This is a genomic window from Vibrio sp. TAP-3B (genome assembly GCF_057784735.1).
In genome coordinates, this window is sequence record NZ_CM173495.1 from 663946 (window position 1) to 686165 (window position 22220).

The following is a 22220-nucleotide window of genomic DNA, read 5'->3' on the forward strand; positions in this document are numbered from 1 at the left end:
TTAATCTTTTTTAGTATGGACAATGTAATTTACATCTACATTATGACCAAGCTTATAAGTGTCATTTAGAGGGTTGTAATGTAGCCCTGTGATGCCCATTTCAGTTAGATCGGTCTGGTCAATCATCTTCATCATCTCAGCGGGTCTGATAAACTTTTCGTGCTCATGAGTGCCCTCAGGAACAATCTTTAGCAGCTTCTCTGCACCGACAATCGCAAATAAGTACGACTTGATGTTTCGGTTCAAGGTCGAGAAAAAGACGTGTCCACCCGGTTTAACCAGTGCTGCACAAGAACGGATAACGGAGAGGGGATCTGGTACATGTTCTAGCATCTCCATGCAAGTTACCACATCGTAGGTTGCGGCGTTTTCTATCGCATGATCTTCTATCGTACTTTGGATGTAAGTAAGTTGAGTACCGGTCTCCAATGCATGCAGGCGTGCAACTTCTAATGGTTCCTTGCCCATGTCGAGTCCGGTCACAAGGGCACCTTCTTTTGCCATGCTCTCTGCGAGAATACCACCACCACAACCGACATCAAGTGTACGTTTACCAAACAAGCCATTTGCTTTCTCAAGTACATAGTTTAAACGAAGTGGGTTAATCTGGTGCAGCGGTTTAAACTCGCCTTCTAAATCCCACCATCGAGAAGCCATGTCCTCGAATTTTTTAATTTCACTAGGGTCGACGTTCTGTGCTTTAGTCATCATGGTTGTACAACGTTCAATCTGAGTCCTTTAGAGGGGGTCAGTATACTCCAACGTTTGTTCAGGATTAAACAGATTAATCTCGGTTTGCACGTGTTGATTCCTATTTTGCTCAATACTGGCCGAAATATAACCACTAATCAGAAAGATATGGGATGAGTGTGCAAATTCTCGACATTTGATTCATAACCAAACTCACAACCTGATAAAAGGAGAGGGAAAGTGATGCCGAACTGGTGCATTATGTGTTATATTTTTGCACCTTACACGTATCGTAATTACGATCAGATAATAGAGGGATAATGGCTCTATGAGCGATTTAGCTAAAGAGATCACGCCCGTAAACATTGAAGATGAGCTTAAAGGTTCATACCTAGACTACGCGATGTCAGTCATCGTGGGTCGTGCTCTTCCAGATGTGCGTGATGGCCTAAAACCAGTACACCGCCGCGTATTATTCGCGATGAACGTACTAGGCAACGATTGGAACAAACCATATAAAAAATCAGCCCGTGTTGTCGGCGACGTGATCGGTAAATATCACCCTCATGGTGATAGTGCTGTGTACGATACTATCGTACGTATGGCTCAGCCGTTCTCACTTCGTTATATGCTGGTCGATGGTCAAGGTAACTTTGGCTCGATTGATGGCGACTCTGCTGCGGCAATGCGTTACACCGAAGTTCGAATGGCAAAAATTGCCCACGAGCTTTTGGCTGACCTAGAAAAAGATACCGTAGACTACGTACCTAACTATGATGGTACTGAGCAGATCCCAGCGGTTCTTCCGACAAAAATTCCCAACCTATTGGTCAACGGTGCTTCTGGTATCGCAGTAGGTATGGCAACCAACATCCCGCCACATAACCTTGGCGAAGTGATCGATGGTTGCCTCGCATTCATCGATAATGAAGAAATCACGATTGATGAATTAATGGATTACATTCCTGGTCCTGATTTCCCAACGGCAGCACTTATCAGTGGTCGTAAAGGCATCGTAGACGCGTACAAAACAGGTCGCGGCAAAATCTACATGCGCTCAAAAGCTGATATCGAAGTGGAGAAAAATGGTAAAGAAACCATCGTTGTCAGTGAAATTCCTTACCAAGTCAACAAAGCTCGCTTGATTGAGAAGATAGCAGAGCTAGTTAAAGATAAGAAAGTTGAAGGCATCAGCGCGCTACGTGATGAGTCTGACAAAGACGGTATGCGCATCGTTATTGAATGTAAGCGTGATGCTGTGGGCGAAGTGGTTCTGAATAACCTTTACGCTCAAACTCAGCTGCAAACGACTTTTGGTATCAACATGGTGGCGCTAAATAACGGCCAGCCACAGTTATTCAACTTGAAAGATATGTTGAAGTGTTTTGTTGATCACCGTCGTGAAGTAGTGACTCGTCGTACCATCTTCGAACTACGTAAAGCGCGTGAACGTGCGCACATCCTCGAAGGCCTAGCGCTTGCGCTGGCTAACATCGATGAAATCATTGAACTTATTCGTAAAGCCCCAACGCCTGCTGAAGCAAAAGCGGGCCTTATCGCGCGCGGTTGGGATCTAGGTAATGTTTCGGTAATGCTTGAGCGTGCTGGTACTGATGCCGCTCGTCCTGAATGGCTAGAGTCACAATATGGTGTCCGTGACGGTCAGTACTTCCTAACAGAGCAACAAGCACAAGCCATTCTAGACCTACGTTTACACAGACTAACAGGTTTAGAGCACGAGAAGATTCTGGGTGAATACAAAACACTTCTAGAAGAAATCGCGGAGCTAATGCACATTCTCGAGAGCACTGAGCGTTTGATGGAAGTGATCCGAGAAGAGTTAGAATTGGTTCGTGATGGCTTTGGCGATGCTCGTCGTACAGAAATCACAGCAGCTAGCCATGACATTGACATGGAAGAGCTGATTGCACGTGAAGACGTCGTAGTTACGCTGTCTCACGGTGGTTACGTTAAGTACCAAGTACTGAGCGACTACGAGTCACAGCGCCGTGGCGGTAAAGGTAAGAGCGCAACGAGGATGAAAGATGAAGACCATATTGATCGTCTTCTAGTGGCGAATACCCACGACAACATCTTATGTTTCTCTACCCGTGGTAAAACATACCGCTTGAAAGTTTACCAACTGCCGCTTGCGAGTCGCACTGCCCGTGGTAAGCCTATCGTGAACATTCTTCCACTAGAAGAAAATGAACGTATCACGGCTATCCTACGCGTAGGTGAGTTCTCAGAAGATAAATTCATCTTCATGGCAACAGGTGACGGTACGGTTAAGAAAACGCCGTTGAATCAATTTGCCAACGTACGTTCAAATGGCCTAATTGCTGTTAACTTGCGTGATGATGATTCATTAATTGGTGTTGATATCACTAATGGTGAAAATGAAATCATGCTGTTCTCGAAAGCGGGTAAAGTTGTTCGCTTTAAAGAGGCAGAAGAAATTCCTGTACTTGATGAAAATGGTAACCCAGTTCTTGATGAGAACGGTCAGCCTGAAATTAGGTTTAAAGGGGTTCGTCCTATGGGTCGTACCGCTTCAGGTGTTCGTGGTATGAAACTGGCAGAAAATGACCAAGTCGTCTCTCTCATCATTCCATCACATGAAGGCGACATACTAACGGTTACAGAGAATGGTTATGGTAAACGTACCGCGCTTAATGAGTACCCGACAAAAGGTCGTGGCACTCAGGGTGTGGTATCAATCAAAGTCTCTGAGCGTAACGGTCCAGTAGTTGGAGCGATCCAGGTCGACGAAGGCGACGAGATGATGATGATCACCGACGCTGGTACTTTAGTTCGTACCCGTGTTTCTGAAGTTAGTCAAGTCGGTCGTAATACTCAAGGTGTGACGTTAATCCGCACAGCAGAAGATGAGTCAGTTGTTGGCCTACAGCGCATCGAAGAAATCGATGAAGCAGAGCTAACAGGTGGTGAAGAAACGGAAGCCACTGAGTCAACTGAAGCAAATGCGCAACAGGATGCTCCAGAAACCCCTGCCGTCGATGATGCAGAAGAAGGCAATGAAGAGTAATCTTTTTTCGCTATTCTAATATTAAAAGCCGAGCCTTAAACGCTCGGCTTTTTTGTACCTGTATCAACGCAATTGTGACGGTAAGTTCGAGATTGTTGGTCAACATTTTTGTCGATGGTGTCGAAAGCACGCTCTACATACGGGCGAGTTAATGCCAGCGCGAGCTCGCCTTTCTTAAACCCTTCAGAACGCGTATCGTGACAATCTGAACAGCCAATAGGATTGACGATTTCAGCCCCCAAGCGGCCCATTTGTCTTCAGAGTAACCATCGTCACCACGCCCTTCTATCACGCGCGCAACGTCGGGGCTTTTTCAGCTCCAACAAACCATCGGTATTGGGCCTGAGTTTTCATCGCTCGGCGCACCAGTACGTAAGGTTTGGCGTACATCATCTATAGTGTAAAAGTGGCCACGCGCTTTATTGTAATCTTTGGCGAAGCATAGCCTGCCCACATAATCACCATGTTTGGATCTTCGCTTAAAGCATCTTCGATATGTTGGCTTTCTGAAGTCGTTTTCCAAGAGTGATATTGCTCAGGATGGTTTTGTTCAAAGACATCATTATAAGGTTCGATGAGAGCTTTATCTTCCGCTGCTAACGGAGCGCCGACCAACATTACTTAGCTAGCGAATAAGGTCATAACCGCGGTAGGTATTTCCGTTGTCTCTATTAATACTTACCGTATTAGCGATAATGCCAATATTGCAATAGTTTTGCTCAATATAGAGGCAAGTTAAGTATTGATAAATGGAACTCGCTATTTTCAGGGTATTTTAATGTCGTACTTTAAATATTTCTATATCACTATTTTCATGTTGGCGTTATTTTCTCCCATTACTAAAGGAGAGCCAATAAAGCAACATGTAGATCTATTTGAGTTCCATTCGATTGAATTGCAGCAGAGAGCAATGTCGCTTGCTAAGACCTTACGTTGTCCGCAATGTCAAAACCAAAACCTTGTAGAATCAAACGCACAGGCCGCGAAAGACTTGAGGCTAAAGGTCTACTCTATGATGAACGAAGGAAGTAGTGAGCAAGAAGTAAAAGATTACTTAGTCGAGCGGTATGGGAATATCGTTCTATATCAACCTCCATTTAATTATGCAACGACGATATTGTGGATCTTTCCTGTGTTATTTTTTATCCTTTTCGTCTTATTTTCGAAGCGAATGTTAAAGCGTCATTAATGTGATTACTATTCCACTATGGAAAATAAATTGTGCACTTAACAAGCAGAGTGTTATCATTTTCAACGATTGATGAAGGCTCCGTATTTAGCAAGCTATCAGATTTGAGCTGGATAAGTAATAAAAGAACTAAGTAGGTGTACGCAGTGGATTCAGTTATATCGCAGTTAAAACAGGACTTCTATTCGCAGATTCGTGCATTGCAAACACCGAAACTGCCTCAAGTCACTTCGACTCTCGCCGTGTTAACCGACGAGGAAATTCAAGAACTCGAAGCAGTATGGATAGAGCTTACGGTTTGGAAGCGTAGCCAAACGCATTAAATCTCTTTCCTAACCCCTACTTTTTAAAAACCCCAGACAGAATTTGTCTGGGGTTTTTTATTGTAGTTTTGCGAAAATGTTATAATATAACATTTCATCAGCGCCGCGAAGTCACCATCGTCTTTGCAGGCCTGAGAGAGTATGATTCATTCAATTGTGATCTCTATATTGAAAAATACGGTATCAATCCCCATAGTTGAGAAGCAATGAGTGAATCCCATGAACGCAATAATAACGAACACGCATCAAGCGCATCAAGCAATAAATCGAGTGAGTATAGATATGGCTGAAGTACGTGCCAGAGTAGATTTTAAAGTCGGGGCTAAAAGTAATATCGATGCTGAAATCCTGTCTTTCCATGGCCTGAAGACAGATAAAGAGCATGTGGCAGTTATCTTCAGGCAAGCGGATAAAACGCAAGAAACGCCTTTAGTACGAATGCATTCAGAATGTCTCACTGGTGACGTTTTTCACTCGTCTCGCTGCGACTGCGGTGAGCAACTAGAAGAAACCATTCAGCGAATGGGCGAGTTCGGCGGCATCATCCTTTACTTACGTCAAGAAGGGCGTGGTATCGGTCTATACAACAAGATTGATGCATATTGCTTGCAAAGCCAAGGAATGAATACCTATGAAGCGAACAACCATTTAGGTTTCGACGATGATCTTAGAGACTTTACCGAAGCTGCGCAAATGTTGGAAGCGTTGGGGATAAGCAAGATTCGACTCGTCACGAATAACCCTAAAAAAATTCGTGAGTTAGCAGAATATGGCATTGAGATCGTCGAGGTTGTCAATACGTCAGCACATATTAAAAAAGATAATGAAAATTACCTTAAAGCGAAGGTTTCTCACGGAAAGCATAAGCTAAAGTTCTAATATAAAAGAGAAAATCAGTTTTTTATATTTGAAAGCCTCATAATAATGAGGCTTTTTTTGTATCTGGGAGTTGCAAAAAAATTGTAAATTTGTATTATCTTGCCAATCTAAGTGTAAATAAGAATAATTAGCACTACTAATCAATAAAATAAATTGTTCAACAAGGATGCTCCTAATGAATGCAAAAAGCGTGTTAGTCCGATCTATAACGGCTTCATTTCTCATTGCCAGTGGTTCTACGGTGGCGGCTCAAGTAACGAAACAACAAGTTGTCGAACATTATGCTGATGTTGCGCACGCGGTCTTCGCTGATTCAGTGACGACAGCGAAGGTACTTGATGAAAAAATCGATGAATTTCTAACCGCTCCGTCTGCTGCAAAGCTTGAAGAAGTAAAGCAAGCGTGGTTTGACTCTCGCGTTCCATACCAACAGTCTGAAGTTTTTCGTTTTGGTAACGCTATCGTTGATGATTGGGAAGGCCAATTGAATGCTTGGCCACTGGATGAAGGTTTAATCGATTACGTGGCCACTGACTACCAGTATGAACTGGGTAACGAAGGTGCAGCGGCAAATATTATCGCGAATACCAGTTTAACGATTGGCGCTTCTCAACTCGACATTGCAAAGATCACCCCAGAACTTATCGCAAACCTGAACGAAATTGGGGGATCTGAAGCGAATGTAGCATCAGGTTATCACGCCATTGAATTTCTACTTTGGGGTCAAGACTTGAACGGTACCAATGCTGGCGCAGGCCAGCGTGCTTATACGGATTTCGTTGTAGGCGCTGAATGTACGAATGGACACTGCGATCGCCGTGGTGAATATCTACAAGCGGCAGCGGATCTTCTAGTGCAAGATCTGGAATGGATGGAAAAACAGTGGTCTGCGGATATCAAAGATAATTACCGCCAAGCACTTATATCTGATTCTGCCGATAATGGGTTACGTAAGATGCTATTCGGCATGGGATCTCTAACGTTAGGTGAGCTGGCGGGTGAGCGTATGAAAGTGGCTTTAGAAGCGAACTCGACAGAAGATGAACACGATTGCTTTTCTGACAATACGCACAATTCTCATTACTACAATGAGCAAGGCATCTATAACGTTTACACTGGCTTGTACAAACGTGAAGATGGCACGCTCCTTTCTGGGCCAAGCATTGCCGATTTAGTGGCGCAGCAAGATAAGCAAGCAGCAAAAGAAATTCAGAAGCAATTCGACGTTACACGCCATCAAGTTGGTGAGCTTGTCACATCTGCTGAAAAGAATGGCCAGCATTTCGACCAGTTGATTGCAGCAGGCAATACGCAAGGTAACGCGTTAGTGAATGACGCAATCATGTCGCTAGTCGCTCAAACGGGCGCCATTGAACGCGCCGCGGGTATTGTCGGTATCGATAGCCTAAGTCCAGATACTGCTGATCACGAGTTTTAATCCGACAACCAAATAAATAAAGGGTTCTTTTTGAACCCTTTATTGTTTGAGCTCGTGGCATCCCTCCTGTTGTATTTTTTGAGCAATGATATGAAACCATACTTAATTTCGGCGATAGCCGTGTTCCTTTCTTGTTCTGCCATGGCTTACGACGTTAGGTCTGGCGGTAAAACCAGTGTTAAAAAAGAAGGCGCAAACGCCTATTCGCTCCCAGCTGCCAATCTTCCAATGAGCAAACGTCTTGATTTCAGTGTAGGCAATAGCTTTTTTAGAAACCCTTGGGTGCAAGCACCTGCTTCTACTGATGCGCGTGATGGATTAGGGCCGTTGTTTAATACCAATGGTTGCCAAAACTGTCATATCAAAGATGGTCGCGGTCATCCGCCGGAATCAGGCGATACTCATGCAGTGTCAATGTTAGTACGTTTAAGCATCCCAGCGATGACAGCGGAGCAAAAGCAAGCTTACATCAAAAATGGTGTGATTCCGGAACCAACCTATGGTGATCAATTGCAAGACTTTGCTCTTCAAGATCAAAAACCGGAAGGAAAGATAGACATTACCTATACAGATGTTCCGGTACAGTTCGAAGATGGCACGACCGTTACATTAAGGAAGCCAAATTTGAGAATTACCCACTTGGGTTATGGTGAGATGCATCCTGATACCCAGTTTTCTGCCCGTGTTGCGCCGCCGATGATCGGTTTAGGACTACTAGAAAGTATTCCAGACGCAACGCTATTTGCTTGGGCGGATGAGCAAGATGTCAACCATGATGGGATTTCAGGTAAGGTTAATCGAGTCTGGGACATCGAAAAAGGAGACTTGGCAGTTGGCCGCTTTGGCTGGAAAGCCGGACAACCGACACTGATGCAACAAAACGCTGCGGCGTTTAATGGTGATGTGGGTTTGACGAGCCACTTATTTCCTCAGCAAAATTGCACATCGAATCAAACTATTTGTGACGATATGCCAAATGGTGGGGCGCTGGAAGTCAGTCAAAACATTCTCGATTTTGTTGAGTTTTATAGTCAACACCTAGCGGTACCGACTCGTCGTAATGTCAACGAGCCTAATATCCAGTTAGGGCAGCAGATTTTCTCTGCATCTGGTTGTGAAAGCTGCCACAAGACCAACGTGAAGACGGCGAAGCGCAATGGTTTACCAGCACTGTCTGAACAAGAGATCCATCCTTATACCGACCTGTTACTCCACGATATGGGAGAAGGGCTTGCGGATCACCGACCTGAGTATCTTGCGAATGGCCGAGAGTGGCGCACGCCAGCGCTATGGGGAATCGGTTATACCAAAGAAGTGAGCCGTCATACGTACTTTTTACATGATGGTCGTGCTCGTAACTTAATGGAAGCGGTACTTTGGCATGGTGGTGAAGCTGAAACGGCAAAACAAAATGTATTAGCGCTTAGTAAGAAAGAGCGTGATGCACTGATTGCATTTTTGAACTCCTTATAAGGAATCGACCGTGAAAAAAATGATGTTAGCAAGTACGGTCGCCGTGACTGTAGGCTTGGTGGGTTGCCAATCGAGCACAAACTTAAATGGTGCTCAGCCTGATCCAACGAGTCATATCTCTCAAGGTGTGTATGAAGTTGAGTTTCAATCGGCACACAAGTTTTTAGCACAAACCGCTCAGCTAAAACGGGACTTAACTGCTTATTGTTCTTCAGAGATGAAAGATGATGTACCTGCGAAGCTGCAATGGCATCAATCCATGCTCGCTTGGATGGCACTCCAAGGTCAAGAGCGTGGCCCAGCGACCGCGTTAAAACAAGGATGGAGCGTTCAGTTTTGGCCCGACAAGAAAAACACCACAGGGCGTAAAATGTCGGTGTTAACCAAATCGAATCTCATCTGGACAGCCGACCAAATTTCAGCTCAAAGCGTGACAGTGCAAGGTTTAGGCGGGTTGGAGTGGTTACTTTACGATAACGCATCGACGCTTGCTACAAATCACAATACTTGCATGACGGGCATGGCTATCGCTGAAAACCTTCACAATAAAGCGCAGGTCATTGCCACGGCTTGGGCACAAAACCCTTGGAAATCAATGCAGCTGACAGAGTGGGAGTCAGAGTACATCTCTCTGCTTTCTAATCAGCTGGATTACAGTATGAAGAAATTAAGCCGGCCCTTGGCGAAAATTGGCCAGCCTCGCCCCTATTTTTCTGAGTCTTGGCGCTCGGGAACGTCACTGTCAAATTTAAAGGCGAACCTTGAAAGCTTAAAGGTCCTCTATTTTGCGAATGGTAATGGTTTGGATGCGTTGTTAAGAAAGCAAGATAAAGCACCGTTGGCGAACCGTGTTGCGCGTCAGTTTGAGTTGACTTTAGAGACGTGGCCTGAAGAGGCAAGCCTTTTTTCGGCACTGCAAACTAAAGATGGTTATCGCATGGTGTTGTCACAATATAACAAGCTTGAGCAACTGAAATACCTTATCCATGAAGAGGTTGCTATCGAACTTGGCGTAGTCATAGGATTTAATGCAACCGATGGTGACTGATCAAACTCGACGAACGCTACTAAAAGCGGCGTTGCTTGGAGCTGGAGTTCCTGCTATGCCTTTTGGCTGTGCTTCTACTGCTTATCGACAACCAGCTTTGATTGGCTGCTCGATCATCGGGCGTGATAAATACGCAGCGGTGGTTGCGGATGAGCATGGTATGCCGATTTCAACGCTGCCGATTCCGGATCGCGGACACGGTGTGGCCACTAATCCGCAAGGACATGCGGTAGTATTTGGCCGCCGCCCCGGAACATTTTTTATGGTATTTGACTATCGCACCGAGCAAATGGTTAAGCTTCAACTCGCAAAGTCAGAGCGGCATTTTTATGGGCATGGCGTTTATTCTCACGATGGTGATTATTTGTTCGCAACAGAAGGAGAGCGGGGCACAAGCCGAGGGATTATTGGTGTCTATGATGTACAAAAACAATATCAAAAGATTGATGAATTAACGAACTTTGGTATTGGCCCTCATGAAGTGATCATGATGCCCGACGGTACATTAGCGATTGGTGTTGGTGGTGTGCATACTAATGGTCGCGAACCGCTAAACTTAGCAAGCATGACGCCAACCTTGAGCTACTTGTCACAAGATGGAGCGTTGCTTGACCAAGCCTCTTTACCGGATCACAAGCTCAGTATTCGCCATTTAGCCCATGATGGCTCAGAAACCGTACTGTGCGGGCAGCAATATCGTGGTGAACCTGATGAATACCCTGCGCTTCTTGCTATGCATACCCGGGGTGGCGAGATGCAAACACTGCAAGCAGAGCCTGAAGAATGGGCGCGTTTCAATCATTACGTTGCAAGTATTGCCGCGACAGAAGATTGGATACTGGCGACATCGCCACCTGGTAGTTGTTACGGTATTTGGTCAAAGGGGACAGGCAAGCTCGTGGAATTAAATGCACTACCTGATGCATCAGGTGTCGTGATCTACGGAGATGAATTTAGGATAAGCTCAGGTGCAGGTAAAGCCGTTGAGCAGAGGCCAAATGAATTTAAAAGCACGATTTTTAGTGGTATCCAATGGGATAATCACTGGTCAAAAATCGTTTAAAAAAGGTCAAGTTATCGTCCGATATTGAAGAAGTAGCGTCAATTTACCTTGCGGTATTCTTAATTTTAAACCTGCAAGCGGTGAGATGTTTGCCATACTTTTCATTGTGGTTCAAGTAACGCAAGGGTGGTTTCAGTGTTTGCTAGAGTTTTAATAATGACGGCGCTTATGATGCCGCTTTGCAGTTTTTCTAGCGCGTCTGTCGCAGTTTCCTTTGAAGCTTCAGCCCAAACGAAGCAAGAGGGAGCAGTGCAACAGCTGTCAGTAGAAAAACTGATCCATTACCCAGAGGTGATTGATCGATTATATCAAAGTACCAACTATCGCCTGAATTGGGAAAATGAAAGTGATGTGGAAGAGCTCATTTTTCAAATGAATCTTGTTGCGCTTGCTGATGTCACTAAAGAGTTTGAAAATCAACTCTACCGAATAAATCAAGTGAAATGGCAAGGGGATAACCTCGACTTTGATTTGGTGATGACCGACTCTCTGCTGTTGTATCTCAGTTACCTTGAACAACTCCCTCAAACAGGCGTCAGCTGGCTGTTTGCAAAACAAGCTCATGTCACGCTTCCTGCACCGAGTATCGACATTCTGTCAGTGCTTAGTAATGAAATCACCGTAGGTAAGCTTGGCCTATTTCTAGCGAGTCTTCGCTCTCCATTGCAAATGGATGAGACGTTTTACTCCGCCTATTCATCGCTATTAGAACATACTCAATATCAATACCCTCTATATGAACAAACAGGTTTAGCACGTGTGGGTGATCCACTAGAAAATAAGCCGCTGCTGGCTGAAAGAATGGAAGTGGTAGGGGTAGATGTCAGCCAGTTAGATTTAACCACGCAACGCTATGATGAGACGTTAGAACAGGTTGTAAAAGAGTTTCAACGAATTCATGGCTTAAAACAAGATGGTGTGATCGGCCCTAATACAATTCGATGGATAAACTTTTCTCCGCAACAACGATTACATTTATTGGCGTTGAATGCCGAACGTTCGCGGATTTGGTCCAAAGCGCGAGACAACGTGGTATTTGTCAATGTTCCTGGTTACGAAGTGACTTACTGGCACGATGGCCAACCCCTCTTTGAATCTAAAGTGGTGGTGGGTAGAGCATCAAGAAAAACCCCCATTATGACCGGGACATTAGATTCCGTTATTCTAAACCCAACTTGGAATGTGCCATGGAAGATCATGGTGAAAGACATCATTCCGAAAGTGAAACGCAACCCAATGTATTTGATGGAACATAACATTCAAATCATCCACTCTTGGACATCCAACCAAATTATCGACCCTACGACCATCAATTGGGCGACGGTGAACCCAAGAGCATTCCCTTATCGGATGCGACAAACTTCCGGTTTTCACAATGCATTAGGGTTGTATAAATTCAACATGCCAAACCCTCAAGCCATTTACCTGCATGATACGCCTAGTAAAAACTTGTTCGAGCAAGACAGAAGAGCGTTTAGTTCTGGTTGTGTCCGCGTAGAAAATGCCGATCAGCTTGCTGAACTTTTGTTTAAAGCACAGGGGCTAGAAGCCCGCTTGGCGAAGAAGCGAGAAAGCGCTAACCGACCAAATACGTCGGTTCCATTGGCAGAGCGGATTCAAGTGCATATTATTTATCAAACAGCATGGCTTGAAGAAGGGACGCTCTATTACCGCGACGATATTTATCAATACGATCATCGAGGTTGATACACTCAAAAAATTTAACGAAAATTTACAAAAGAGAAAATAGCTTTATCGTTCAATCATTAACCAAAATTGAACTGGGCTTTACTAAACGCTGGTCACGTTTATGCGTTTGACGTGACGATTGGGTTTGGGTAATGTCCGCTGCCTATTTGGTTACTGAGCATTATTTTTAAAATGGTAAGTCGTAATTTTTCCCGCCGAGATTTCCTTAAAATCACCGCTGGTGGCGTTGTATTAGCGTCTACCATGCCAGCCCTTTCATGGGCTTCGCTTCCGGATAAACCGCGCGTGTTGGCGATGAATAACCTTAATACTGGAGAGCTACTCGAAACGTGTTACTTCGATGGTAAAGGTTACATCAATGATGAATTACAAAAGCTGAATGAGTTTTGTCGTGATCATAGACGTAATGAAGTGCATCCAATGGATCGACGTTTATTCGACCAGATTACTCAAATTCAAAAGTTGATTGGTACTGAATCTGAAGTCGTCGTGATTTCTGGTTACCGCGCTCCTGTGACCAACGCTTCTCTACGTCAAGGTTCTACGGGAGTAGCAAAGAAGAGTCTTCATATGGAAGGTAGGGCGATAGATTTCCGTCTCGATGGTGTGAAATTGTCCGATGTTCGTGATGCTGCGATAAGCTTGAAAGCAGGTGGTGTCGGTTACTACCCAAGTAGTGATTTTATACATATTGACACCGGGGCGGTGCGCTCTTGGTAAGTGATGTAGCGGCTTCTGCAAGTCTTGAAGTCACCTAGGGTTAGTGTCATAGTTGCCGCAGTTTTTAACGCAAATTTGTTTGGAAATAGGTTTTCTATGGCTCTGAAATATCAAGTTGTCCCAGTGACAGCTTTTTCTCAAAACTGTTCAATTGTCTGGTGTGATGAAACAATGAAAGGCATTGTGGTTGACCCAGGCGGTGATGAAAAGCAGCTTGCAACGTTGATCAAAGAGCTTGGTGTCGAGGTCGTCAATTTGGTGCTCACACATGGTCACTTGGATCATGTCGGGGGCACAGAACCGCTGGCAGCCATGCTCGGTAGTCCTGAGATCGTTGGCCCTCACAAGGCAGATAATTTCTGGCTGCAAGGTTTAGAAGGGCAGAGCCAGATGTTTGGTTTCCCACTGACTGAAGCATTTGAACCACACCACTGGCTGAATGAAGGTGACGTTGTCACGTTTGGTGGGCAGGCATTAAAGGTGCTTCATACTCCGGGGCACACACCAGGTCATGTGGTTCTTTATAGTGAAGAAGCACGTTTGGCATTTGTTGGTGATGTTCTTTTCAATGGTAGTATTGGTCGTACGGATTTTCCTCAAGGGGACTTTAATACCTTGATTCGCTCGATTAAAGAAAAGCTTTGGCCATTGGGTAATGATGTCACGTTTATACCTGGTCACGGTCCGCAATCCACATTTGGTCATGAACGCAAAACAAACCCGTTTGTTGCCGATGAGATGCCAATCTACTAAAGCCTGTTCCGAATGACGGTCAGTTAGCACTAATCTGGCTCGGCGGCCGCTAAGTATCGTCGAGTCAATCCCACAAACTCTTCCGCTTCTCGGTCGAGGTCACTGGCAGAAATAAACAGGTCATAACCGTAAAAGCCTCGCTGATATTTCATCCTATTGGCCAACATGGCAAGTAGACCTTTGTATTGGACCCCATTGCGGTTGATATAAGGTTTGGGGTCAAGCACCATATCTTCAAATTTCTCTTCACATTGATTTTGTCTCGCACCTAAATAGAGTAACGCGCGCTGACCTAAGAGGATTTCAGTTGCTATACGTGGGCAAATTGAATCTAAATAAGGCGAATAATTTTTTAGACGTATCCCTATCCAAGGCAATGGCTGGTGCCATCCATCTTGTTGGTAACTGCAAATGCCAATCGATTCAACGTTTCGCCAGCGTATTACCCATCCACCTTTGAATAAGTGTTGTTGAAAGTGTGAAGCGGTAAGCGTGAAAGCGACTTGGCTTTTTTTGATCATCAAGATGGCGAAGCCAACAATCACGGTCATCAACATCACGGATAATATTGCTTGTTTCCATCCAGGTGACAGTATCACTAAAAACAGAGTGATCAGTGCAACAAGCAACAAAATCAGTTTATTGATCGGGGAGTCAGATTTGAAGTGTGAATTTGTCAGATGAAGCGTTTGCATGCTTTTATCCTCGTTGAACACTAGCGTGAAGACTTCCGTTTCTTTTTATGCACTTTTATTCATTAGGCGAGCAAAGAAACCTCTGTCTTTATACCCAGTATTCAATAAATCCGTTCACAAAATAACTGGTTAAATTGTAGACGTTCTAAGCTTTGTGCGCATTTTTCATCGCGTTTCGCCGCTAAAACCTACAAATTGTTTGTAAATTTTGATATAAAACGCGCTTCAAATTTTCATCCCTGCTGAGATGCAGTGAACTGGAGAAATATTCAATGAGACTTGCTCATAAGCGTAAAGTGCAGATGAAACTGCAAAAACGCATTAAAGCGACAGTAGCTAACTTAGCTGTAGTATCTAAAGCAGCAGCAAAACCTGTTGTGGAAAAAGCAGTAGCTGAGAAGAAAGTAGCTGCAGCGCAAACTGTTGATGTTGCCCTTACTCCTAAGCAACAACAAGTATTAGACATCGTTGTAGCAAATGCTGAAGGCATCAACCCTAAAGGCATCGGTTTAGCTGCAGGTCAAGAAGACACTAAAGCGGCATCCTGGGCTACTGGCGCACTGAAGAAGCTTCTTGAAGATAACCTAGTTCAAAAAGAGCAGTTAGCAGGTAATAAAGTTATTTACAAAGCAGTTTGATTATCGCTACCGTTCTGTTTCTAATACCTCGACGATCGTCGGGGTATTTTTTTTGCCTTAACTTCTGGCTTTCTTTATCTCAGCAAACTCAATTCTAGAGGTTTAGATAAGGGTTTTGTCACGTTTTTTTTAATATTATGTAAATTCTTTAATGAAAGAATACGTACGTACTCTTCTTGAAGTTCGCTCCAGAATAAGATTCCAATTTATTGATTTTATTTAAATAGAGATATGGTGTTATTTATATATTGCGTATTAATACGTAATACTAATGGATAATAAGTCTTTTAGTAAAAAGCGAAATTCAGTGTTCATGCTTATTTCGCATTGGACAACATTGTTACATCTTTTATAACGAATACACCTAATCCTTGAAATGGATGACAACGATAACTCTGGTGATAAAGGACGTGAACAATGAGTCTAATTAAAAAATCTTTGAAGCGAGTGCTCAAAATAACCGCTGTCGTCGCAGCTATGACTGTCGTGACGACTTCTGTGAGTGCGGCTGAAAAAGTCTACCGCTTAAAGCTTGCTGAAACGTGGGGCCCCAACTTCCCAATTTTTGGGGATGCAACGAAAAATATGGCACAAATGGCAGAGGAGATGTCTAACGGGCGCCTTCAAATCCGTATTGACTCTGCTAACAAACACAAAGCGCCTTTTGGTGTGTTTGACATGGTTAAGTCTGGCCAATACGACATGGGCCATTCGGCCTCTTATTATTGGAAAGGAAAGGTTCCAAACACACTTTACTTCACTTCTATGCCTTTCGGAATGCTACCGACAGAACAGTATGCGTGGTTTTATTACGGTGGGGGTATGGAACTGATGGAAAAGGTGTACTCGCCGCATAATCTAATGTCTTTCCCTGGCGGTAATACGGATACACAGATGGGAGGATGGTTCCAAAAAGAGATCAAATCCGTTGAAGACCTTAAAGGTTTGAAAATGCGCATTCCGGGTTTTGCTGGTGAGATCTTGGCTGAGCTAGGTGCAAAACCAACCAACATTGCACCGGGCGAGTTATATACTTCGTTAGAGCGCCGTACAATCGATGCGCTGGAGTGGGTTGGCCCATCGTTAGACTTACGTATGGGTTTTCACAAAATCGCGCCATATTACTACACAGGTTGGCATGAGCCTGCAACAGAGCTTCAGTTCTTAGTCAACCAGCGTACTTGGAATCGACTACCTGACGATCTGAAAGCAATTTTGCAGGTAGCGATGAAAACGGCCGCTTACGACATGTACACCCAGTCTAAACACGAAAGTGGTAAAAACTGGACCTCTATCCAGTCGGAATATCCAAATGTTGAAGTAAAAGACTTCCCGCCAGAAGTGGTGTCTGCATTACGAGAGGCAAATGATCGTTTGCTGCAAGAGCACGCAGACAAAGATGCTCTGGCAAAGGAGATTCAAGAGTCTCAAGCGGATTATTTAAAACAAGTTCGCCCTTGGTCAGATATCTCACATCGAGCTTACTTAAACAGCCAAGCACAATAAGTATTGTACTAACGGGCTAGCCTTGGCATGGCTAGCCTGAATTAAGCTCAAGGAAAAACTTTCGTTGAGAAGATTGCAAATACTGATCAAAGTAAGTGGTGTGGCATTGGTAGAAAGAATACTGAAGGTTAAGGCAGAACTTTTCGATAAGTAGTTATTCTACAATCAAAGGCTTCAACGTCGTTACCTCGTGTTTTCAAAAGCTTGGATGACCCGCAAGACTTACGGTGATTGATATAAAAAGTGCTCCATAACACAGTGGAGCACACCTACACGTTCCACGGAGTTCGGAATGAGAAGCCTTATTTATATTGAGCGACTATTTAACCGCTTCGGTGATTTTCTGGGGTGGTTGTCCAGTATCCTCTTCATTTTGTTGTTAGCAAACGTGGTGTACGACGTTGTGATGAGATACGTGTTCAATGACGTGTCGATTGCCTTTCAGGAGATGGAGTGGCACTTGTTCTCTGCGGTATTTCTGCTTGGGGTCCCATACGCGATTAAATCGGGTGGTCACGTACGAGTCGACATTTTTTATGAACGCTTGTCTTACAAAGCGCAATCGGTCATCGACATCATAGGCACACTTTTTTTTCTTTTTCCTTTTTGTTTATTGGTGGCTTGGTTTGGTATCGATTTTGCCAAAGAAAGTTACGCGCTAGGGGAGACGTCCGGCGATCCTGGCGGCTTGCCTTATCGCTGGATTATTAAAGCGATGATACCGCTGTCGTTTTTCTTTATGGCGGTCAGTGGCATTGGGTTGCTGCTGCATTCGATTAATAAAATTGTTAACCCTCATCTTATCTATGCCGGTAATAACGGTAAGTCGTAAAAGGAATTCATGATGATCGGTATAGTGATGTTTTTTGTCGCGTTATTTGCGCTTCTACTCGGGTTCCCTGTTGCGTTTACTTTTGGTGGGATCGCATTGATTTTCGGTGTTTGGGCTGAAGGCGTAGAAATGTTTGCGTTCATGCCATATCGTATTCAATCCATCATGGAAAACACGGTGCTAATGGCCGTCCCACTGTTCGTTTTTATGGGGTTGGTGTTACAGAAAACGAAACTGGCAGAACAATTGCTCGAGTCCATGGGACGTCTGTTCGGAGGCGTACGTGGTGGTATCGCGATTTCGACCGTATTGGTTGGTGCACTGCTCGCCGCCTCAACGGGTGTGGTTGGGGCATCAGTGGTTGCAATGGGGTTGATTTCGTTGCCAGTCATGCTGAAATACAATTACGACAAAGGGTTGGCATGTGGAACCATTTGTGCGTCCGGCACTTTAGGTCAAATTATTCCACCTTCTATCGTGTTGATCCTGCTTGGTGATGTTCTTGGGGTTCCTGTCGGGGACCTTTTCCAAGCGGCTATCTGGCCAGGTATTATTTTAGTGGTCGCCTATGTAATCTACATTCTTATTTATGCCAAGTTGAATCCTCAAGCGGCGCAAGCGATTGAACGTGATGAGTCTATCAGCCGTAAGCAAGAGGTGTTTAAGGCACTGAAAGCCGTGATACCACCATTGGCATTAATTATCGTGGTTCTGGGCTCTATCTTCGCTGGGATTGCAACACCGACCGAGTCTGCTGCGCTTGGTGGTGCTGGCGCGATAGTATTGTCATTGCTGTATAAGCAGTTTAGTTGGTCGATGGTTTACGACGCTTCGAAAGAAACCGTTAAAGTGACAGCAATGGTCTTTGCTATCTTACTTGGGGCGACAGCGTTTTCCATGGCGTTCACCTACACGGGTGGTGATTACCTAGTTGAAGAATGGATGCTGGAGTTACCGGGTGATAAATGGGGTTTTCTTATTATCACTATGGTTGTGATTTTGATTTTGGGCTTCTTTATAGACTTCGTCGAGATCTGTTTCATCATTGTGCCGATAATCGCTCCTGTCGCTGAACTCATGGGGATCAACATGACTTGGTTTGCGATACTTGTTGCGATGAATTTACAAACGTCCTTCTTAACGCCTCCATTTGGTTTCAGTTTATTTTATCTAAAAGGCGTAGCACCTACGGGCGTGACAACGCGAGATATTTACAAAGGCGTAATGCCGTTTATCGCTATTCAAGTTGTTGTGCTGGCTTCACTGCTCTTTTTTCCAGGCTTTTATGGCATGAGTTAAACAATGGGTGGGAATAAAAGCGATTTTGTGAACTGAGAGTTTTCACCTTTCAAAGCAAGTTGATAAGCTGCTGATGATTACTATATCCAAATAACTTCAAGATGCTCGGTTGTTCTGAACTCGGCGTCTTGAGTTTATTTTGGGTATAGGCAGCGTTTCATGGAGGGAAGGGATGCCTCTTAAAGCAAAATTAATTCTGTTAACACTGATACCGGTGGTATTGGTGTCCGCCAGTATCAGTTGGATTTCTATCTATCAAACCAAAACGCTTGGTACTAGAGAGGTAGAAATTTTTCATCAAAACTTGATCCAATCAAAAGAAGCGGCGTTAAAAGATACCGTAGACGTAGCATTTGATTCGATCTCTCATATCTATAACGATCAAACCCTAGAGAAAACTACCGCTAAAACACGTGTGAAGGCCATTTTAAATCGTTTAAGTTACGGCTCGGATGGTTATTTTTTTGTATACGACAAAAACGGTACTAACCTCGTTCATCCCGTTTTGCCTGAGTTAGTCGGAGAAAACCTGCTTCATTTACAAGATGAAAATGGAGACCGTTTAATCGAGGCATTGTTATACCAAGCACAATCGGGTGGTGGATTTCACCAATATTTATGGCAAAAACCCTCTACAGGAGAGGTGGTCCCCAAACTCAGTTATGCTGCTTGGCTTGAAAAGTGGGAGTGGATGATTGGCACAGGGCTGTACATTGAAGATGTGAGCCAAGAGATCGCCGATATGCGCGCTGCTGTGAATCAAAACATCGAAACAACCTTTTTCTCAGTAGTGATGATATTAGCCGTGACGGTGGCAGTCATCATTGTTCTTACTTTAGCGATTAATTTGCATGAACATCGCCTTGCCGATAAAAACCTCAAAGAGTTAGCACATAAAACCGTTATGTTTCAGGAGGATGAGAAAAAGCATCTTGCGCGTGAGCTCCATGATGGCATTAATCAGTTGTTAGTCTCCAGCAAATGCCATTTGGATTTAATGAGTCACCGATTGGAAGATGAAAAGCTTAAAGCGCACCTAGACAAATCACAACGGTCCTTGGTGACGGCGATAAACGAGGTGAGGCATATTTCCCACCAACTGCGCCCGAGTGCTCTGGATGATATTGGTTTAGAGGCAGCATTGACGACTTTATTGCAGGACTTTCATTCGCACTCCAGAATTGATATCGAAAATCACTTTGATATCCAACAGTATAAATTGACCTCGGAAGTGGCCACCACCTTGTACCGGGTCGCTCAAGAATCTCTGAATAACATTGAAAAACACGCTAGAGCGAAAAAAGTCACCGTTATTTTGCAAAAAATGGGCAATATGCTGCAATTACTCATACGTGATGATGGTGTTGGCTTTGTGGTCAACCAAGCCGTGCATCAGCAAGGCATTGGGTTGAGAAACATGCAAGAACGTGTTGAGTTTATAGGTGGGGAGTTTGAGCTTATGAGTGAACTTGGATTAGGGACAGAAATTACCGTGCTGCTGAATTTGGATGAGTTAGTTTATGGATAAACCGATTAGTGTGGTGATTGTCGATGATCATCAAGTGGTATTAGATGGATTTATGGCACGTTTGGAGTTGGAGCCTGATATTGAGGTTCTCGGCACTGCCAGTAATGGTTTAGAAGCGATTGAGGTCGCGAAGCACCTCAGGCCGGATGTTATTCTTATGGATATCAGCATGCCCATAATGAACGGCATTGAAGCGACGGGCGTTATCAAAGAGGAGCGGCCAGAGAGCAAAATACTCATGCTGACAATGCATGACAATCGTGAGTACATCATGAAAGTAATGCAAGCCGGTGCGGTCGGGTATATGTTGAAGGAGATTTCGGCCGACAAGATGGTACAAGCGGTCAAAACGGTCAATCAAGGTTCGACTTACTTTTGTGAGTCGGTCACGCAGACGTTATTTACTCAAGAAGTCTTGCCTGCCAACCAAAAAACCAATCCTCTTAGCCGCAGAGAAGAAGCGGTACTTAAGCTAGTCGCCCAAGGGAACAGCAGCAAAAAAATCGCGATATTATTGAGTATTAGCTATCGAACGGTAGAGACACATCGGCATAACATCAAGCATAAACTGGATTTGCACTCGACGGCTGAGTTGGCGAAGTATGCGTTTGAGATGGGGCTAACTGAATAGTGCTCGCTGAATGCGAGCACTCGGTGGAGAAGAAGAACTTAATCTAATTTTGTAATGCTACCGAGCTCTAGCATTGGGGCGACATCGAAATCTTCAGCGTTCATCATAGTTGAGATGCGCTGAACTGAAGAAAGCAGTAAAGTTTGTTCCCATTCTGCTAGTTCTTGGAATCGGCGAATGAAGTGTTCTTGCAATGGAGTTGGTGCTTGTCTTAATGCCTCTTGGCCTTTCTCGGTCAATACAGCATGCACTTTACGTTTATCCTGAACACTGCGTTGGCGCTCAACGAACAGGCCTCTTTCTAGGCGATCTAGGATCGTCGTCGCGGTCGCTTGGCTCATATTCGTGTGGCTAGACAACTGTTTGATAGTTACGTTATCTAAATCGTTGATAGCACGCATTAATATTAACTGTGGAGCGGTCAATCCAGATTCTTTGCTCAGCTTTTTAGAATGTAAATCAATAGCGCGGATGATCTGACGAATCGAGACCAATACTTCTTCGTACTTTTCCAATTTTTTCATCCAGTCTGTAAGGTACATTTAATGAGGCGACACTAACTTAAATACGCCCTTATTTAAAGGGGGGTCTTCAAAAATTACCGCTACAATCTTAAGTAGCTTCTTTACTTTATTTTCATTGCGTCATGCATGTGCAATAGAAAGACCTAAATTATTATAGCAATAAATATTTGTGGTCTAACTATTGTGGCAAAGGTTTCTACTTTTGGTTGAGGAAATTTCTACTTGAAAAGTA

Annotated in this window: 20 protein-coding genes and 1 pseudogene; 17 read left to right on the plus strand and 4 right to left on the minus strand. The window is 44.1% G+C overall.

Annotated features, from left to right (window positions below; translation table 11 throughout):
• Positions 1–708, minus strand: a complete 708-nt coding sequence (ubiG, locus tag AC3D28_RS03180; RefSeq protein WP_098415930.1) for a bifunctional 2-polyprenyl-6-hydroxyphenol methylase/3-demethylubiquinol 3-O-methyltransferase UbiG — start codon at positions 706–708, stop codon at positions 1–3.
• Between the two features lie 310 nt (positions 709–1018).
• Here ubiG and gyrA point away from each other — a divergent pair, with 310 nt between their 5' ends.
• Entirely contained in the window at positions 1019–3739 is a 2721-nt protein-coding gene (gyrA, locus tag AC3D28_RS03185; RefSeq protein ID WP_488535513.1) for a DNA gyrase subunit A, read from the plus strand.
• Between the two features lie 86 nt (positions 3740–3825).
• Here the strand turns inward: gyrA and AC3D28_RS03190 are convergent.
• Positions 3826–4357, minus strand: a pseudogene (locus AC3D28_RS03190) (ammonia-forming cytochrome c nitrite reductase subunit c552); the annotation flags it as partial.
• 160 nt (positions 4358–4517) lie between these two features.
• On the opposite strand from AC3D28_RS03190, the gene AC3D28_RS03195 reads away from it, so the two are divergent.
• From AC3D28_RS03195 to AC3D28_RS03240, 10 genes are all read left to right on the plus strand, one after another.
• Positions 4518–4928 carry a cytochrome c-type biogenesis protein CcmH gene (locus AC3D28_RS03195; protein ID WP_488535514.1) on the plus strand — a complete coding sequence of 137 codons (411 nt, stop codon included), beginning with the start codon at positions 4518–4520 and terminating at the stop codon, positions 4926–4928.
• A 146-nt stretch (positions 4929–5074) separates the two neighbouring features.
• Complete coding sequence (locus AC3D28_RS03200; RefSeq protein WP_098415929.1) at positions 5075–5251, plus strand: hypothetical protein; 177 nt, start codon at positions 5075–5077, stop codon at positions 5249–5251.
• 282 nt (positions 5252–5533) lie between these two features.
• Positions 5534–6130 carry a GTP cyclohydrolase II gene (locus AC3D28_RS03205; RefSeq protein ID WP_098415928.1) on the plus strand — a complete coding sequence of 199 codons (597 nt, stop codon included), beginning with the start codon at positions 5534–5536 and terminating at the stop codon, positions 6128–6130.
• 175 nt (positions 6131–6305) lie between these two features.
• Positions 6306–7568 (plus strand): imelysin family protein, encoded by a 1263-nt coding sequence (locus AC3D28_RS03210; RefSeq protein ID WP_179885670.1) that lies wholly within the window; start codon positions 6306–6308, stop codon positions 7566–7568.
• A 90-nt stretch (positions 7569–7658) separates the two neighbouring features.
• Positions 7659–9041: a di-heme oxidoreductase family protein gene (locus tag AC3D28_RS03215; RefSeq protein WP_488535515.1), complete on the plus strand. Its 1383-nt coding sequence runs from the start codon at positions 7659–7661 to the stop codon at positions 9039–9041.
• A 10-nt stretch (positions 9042–9051) separates the two neighbouring features.
• Entirely contained in the window at positions 9052–10089 is a 1038-nt protein-coding gene (locus tag AC3D28_RS03220; protein ID WP_488535516.1) for an imelysin family protein, read from the plus strand.
• On the plus strand, positions 10070–11152 hold the full coding sequence (locus AC3D28_RS03225; RefSeq protein ID WP_488535517.1) for a DUF1513 domain-containing protein: 1083 nt from the start codon (positions 10070–10072) through the stop codon (positions 11150–11152). Before AC3D28_RS03220 ends, AC3D28_RS03225 begins: the two co-directional genes overlap by 20 nt.
• A gap of 135 nt (positions 11153–11287) precedes the next feature.
• Entirely contained in the window at positions 11288–12859 is a 1572-nt protein-coding gene (locus tag AC3D28_RS03230) for a L,D-transpeptidase family protein (protein WP_488535518.1), read from the plus strand.
• 174 nt (positions 12860–13033) lie between these two features.
• The gene (mepK, locus tag AC3D28_RS03235; protein WP_488535519.1) at positions 13034–13582 is read left to right on the plus strand and encodes a peptidoglycan L,D-endopeptidase MepK; all 549 of its coding nucleotides are present in this window, start codon (positions 13034–13036) and stop codon (positions 13580–13582) included.
• A 96-nt stretch (positions 13583–13678) separates the two neighbouring features.
• A complete protein-coding gene (locus tag AC3D28_RS03240) occupies positions 13679–14335 on the plus strand; it encodes an MBL fold metallo-hydrolase (protein WP_098415824.1) in 657 nt (218 codons plus the stop codon).
• 29 nt (positions 14336–14364) lie between these two features.
• Here the strand turns inward: AC3D28_RS03240 and AC3D28_RS03245 are convergent, their stop codons facing one another.
• The gene (locus AC3D28_RS03245) at positions 14365–15030 is read right to left on the minus strand and encodes a DUF2982 domain-containing protein (protein WP_098415823.1); all 666 of its coding nucleotides are present in this window, start codon (positions 15028–15030) and stop codon (positions 14365–14367) included.
• A 272-nt stretch (positions 15031–15302) separates the two neighbouring features.
• Here AC3D28_RS03245 and AC3D28_RS03250 point away from each other — a divergent pair, with 272 nt between their 5' ends.
• The 6 genes from AC3D28_RS03250 to AC3D28_RS03275 all read left to right on the plus strand — a co-directional run bounded on the left by AC3D28_RS03250 (position 15303) and on the right by AC3D28_RS03275 (position 21464).
• The gene (locus AC3D28_RS03250) at positions 15303–15668 is read left to right on the plus strand and encodes a MarR family transcriptional regulator (RefSeq protein WP_488535520.1); all 366 of its coding nucleotides are present in this window, start codon (positions 15303–15305) and stop codon (positions 15666–15668) included.
• Between the two features lie 417 nt (positions 15669–16085).
• Entirely contained in the window at positions 16086–17174 is a 1089-nt protein-coding gene (locus AC3D28_RS03255) for a TRAP transporter substrate-binding protein (protein WP_488535521.1), read from the plus strand.
• 292 nt (positions 17175–17466) lie between these two features.
• On the plus strand, positions 17467–18006 hold the full coding sequence (locus tag AC3D28_RS03260) for a TRAP transporter small permease subunit (RefSeq protein ID WP_098415820.1): 540 nt from the start codon (positions 17467–17469) through the stop codon (positions 18004–18006).
• Positions 18007–18018: 12 nt separating this feature from the next.
• The gene (locus tag AC3D28_RS03265) at positions 18019–19305 is read left to right on the plus strand and encodes a TRAP transporter large permease (protein WP_098415819.1); all 1287 of its coding nucleotides are present in this window, start codon (positions 18019–18021) and stop codon (positions 19303–19305) included.
• Positions 19306–19477: 172 nt separating this feature from the next.
• Positions 19478–20833: a cache domain-containing protein gene (locus AC3D28_RS03270; RefSeq protein ID WP_488535522.1), complete on the plus strand. Its 1356-nt coding sequence runs from the start codon at positions 19478–19480 to the stop codon at positions 20831–20833.
• Positions 20826–21464 (plus strand): response regulator, encoded by a 639-nt coding sequence (locus tag AC3D28_RS03275; RefSeq protein WP_488535523.1) that lies wholly within the window; start codon positions 20826–20828, stop codon positions 21462–21464. Before AC3D28_RS03270 ends, AC3D28_RS03275 begins: the two co-directional genes overlap by 8 nt.
• 38 nt (positions 21465–21502) lie before the next feature.
• Here the strand turns inward: AC3D28_RS03275 and AC3D28_RS03280 are convergent, their stop codons facing one another.
• The gene (locus AC3D28_RS03280; protein ID WP_488536038.1) at positions 21503–21979 is read right to left on the minus strand and encodes a MarR family winged helix-turn-helix transcriptional regulator; all 477 of its coding nucleotides are present in this window, start codon (positions 21977–21979) and stop codon (positions 21503–21505) included.
• Positions 21980–22220: the final 241 nt, after the last annotated feature.

What these genes read in the sequence shown, in the direction of transcription:
- ubiG (WP_098415930.1), bottom strand. Translation starts at nt 708, where the DNA reads ATGACTAAAGCACAGAACGTCGACCCTAGTGAAATTAAAAAATTCGAG.
- gyrA (WP_488535513.1), top strand. Translation starts at nt 1,019, where the DNA reads ATGAGCGATTTAGCTAAAGAGATCACGCCCGTAAACATTGAAGATGAG.
- AC3D28_RS03195 (WP_488535514.1), top strand. Translation starts at nt 4,518, where the DNA reads ATGTCGTACTTTAAATATTTCTATATCACTATTTTCATGTTGGCGTTA.
- AC3D28_RS03205 (WP_098415928.1), top strand. Translation starts at nt 5,534, where the DNA reads ATGGCTGAAGTACGTGCCAGAGTAGATTTTAAAGTCGGGGCTAAAAGT.
- AC3D28_RS03210 (WP_179885670.1), top strand. Translation starts at nt 6,306, where the DNA reads ATGAATGCAAAAAGCGTGTTAGTCCGATCTATAACGGCTTCATTTCTC.
- AC3D28_RS03215 (WP_488535515.1), top strand. Translation starts at nt 7,659, where the DNA reads ATGAAACCATACTTAATTTCGGCGATAGCCGTGTTCCTTTCTTGTTCT.
- AC3D28_RS03225 (WP_488535517.1), top strand. Translation starts at nt 10,070, where the DNA reads ATGCAACCGATGGTGACTGATCAAACTCGACGAACGCTACTAAAAGCG.
- mepK (WP_488535519.1), top strand. Translation starts at nt 13,034, where the DNA reads ATGGTAAGTCGTAATTTTTCCCGCCGAGATTTCCTTAAAATCACCGCT.
- AC3D28_RS03240 (WP_098415824.1), top strand. Translation starts at nt 13,679, where the DNA reads ATGGCTCTGAAATATCAAGTTGTCCCAGTGACAGCTTTTTCTCAAAAC.
- AC3D28_RS03245 (WP_098415823.1), bottom strand. Translation starts at nt 15,030, where the DNA reads ATGCAAACGCTTCATCTGACAAATTCACACTTCAAATCTGACTCCCCG.
- AC3D28_RS03250 (WP_488535520.1), top strand. Translation starts at nt 15,303, where the DNA reads ATGAGACTTGCTCATAAGCGTAAAGTGCAGATGAAACTGCAAAAACGC.
- AC3D28_RS03255 (WP_488535521.1), top strand. Translation starts at nt 16,086, where the DNA reads ATGAGTCTAATTAAAAAATCTTTGAAGCGAGTGCTCAAAATAACCGCT.
- AC3D28_RS03260 (WP_098415820.1), top strand. Translation starts at nt 17,467, where the DNA reads ATGAGAAGCCTTATTTATATTGAGCGACTATTTAACCGCTTCGGTGAT.
- AC3D28_RS03265 (WP_098415819.1), top strand. Translation starts at nt 18,019, where the DNA reads ATGATCGGTATAGTGATGTTTTTTGTCGCGTTATTTGCGCTTCTACTC.
- AC3D28_RS03270 (WP_488535522.1), top strand. Translation starts at nt 19,478, where the DNA reads ATGCCTCTTAAAGCAAAATTAATTCTGTTAACACTGATACCGGTGGTA.
- AC3D28_RS03275 (WP_488535523.1), top strand. Translation starts at nt 20,826, where the DNA reads ATGGATAAACCGATTAGTGTGGTGATTGTCGATGATCATCAAGTGGTA.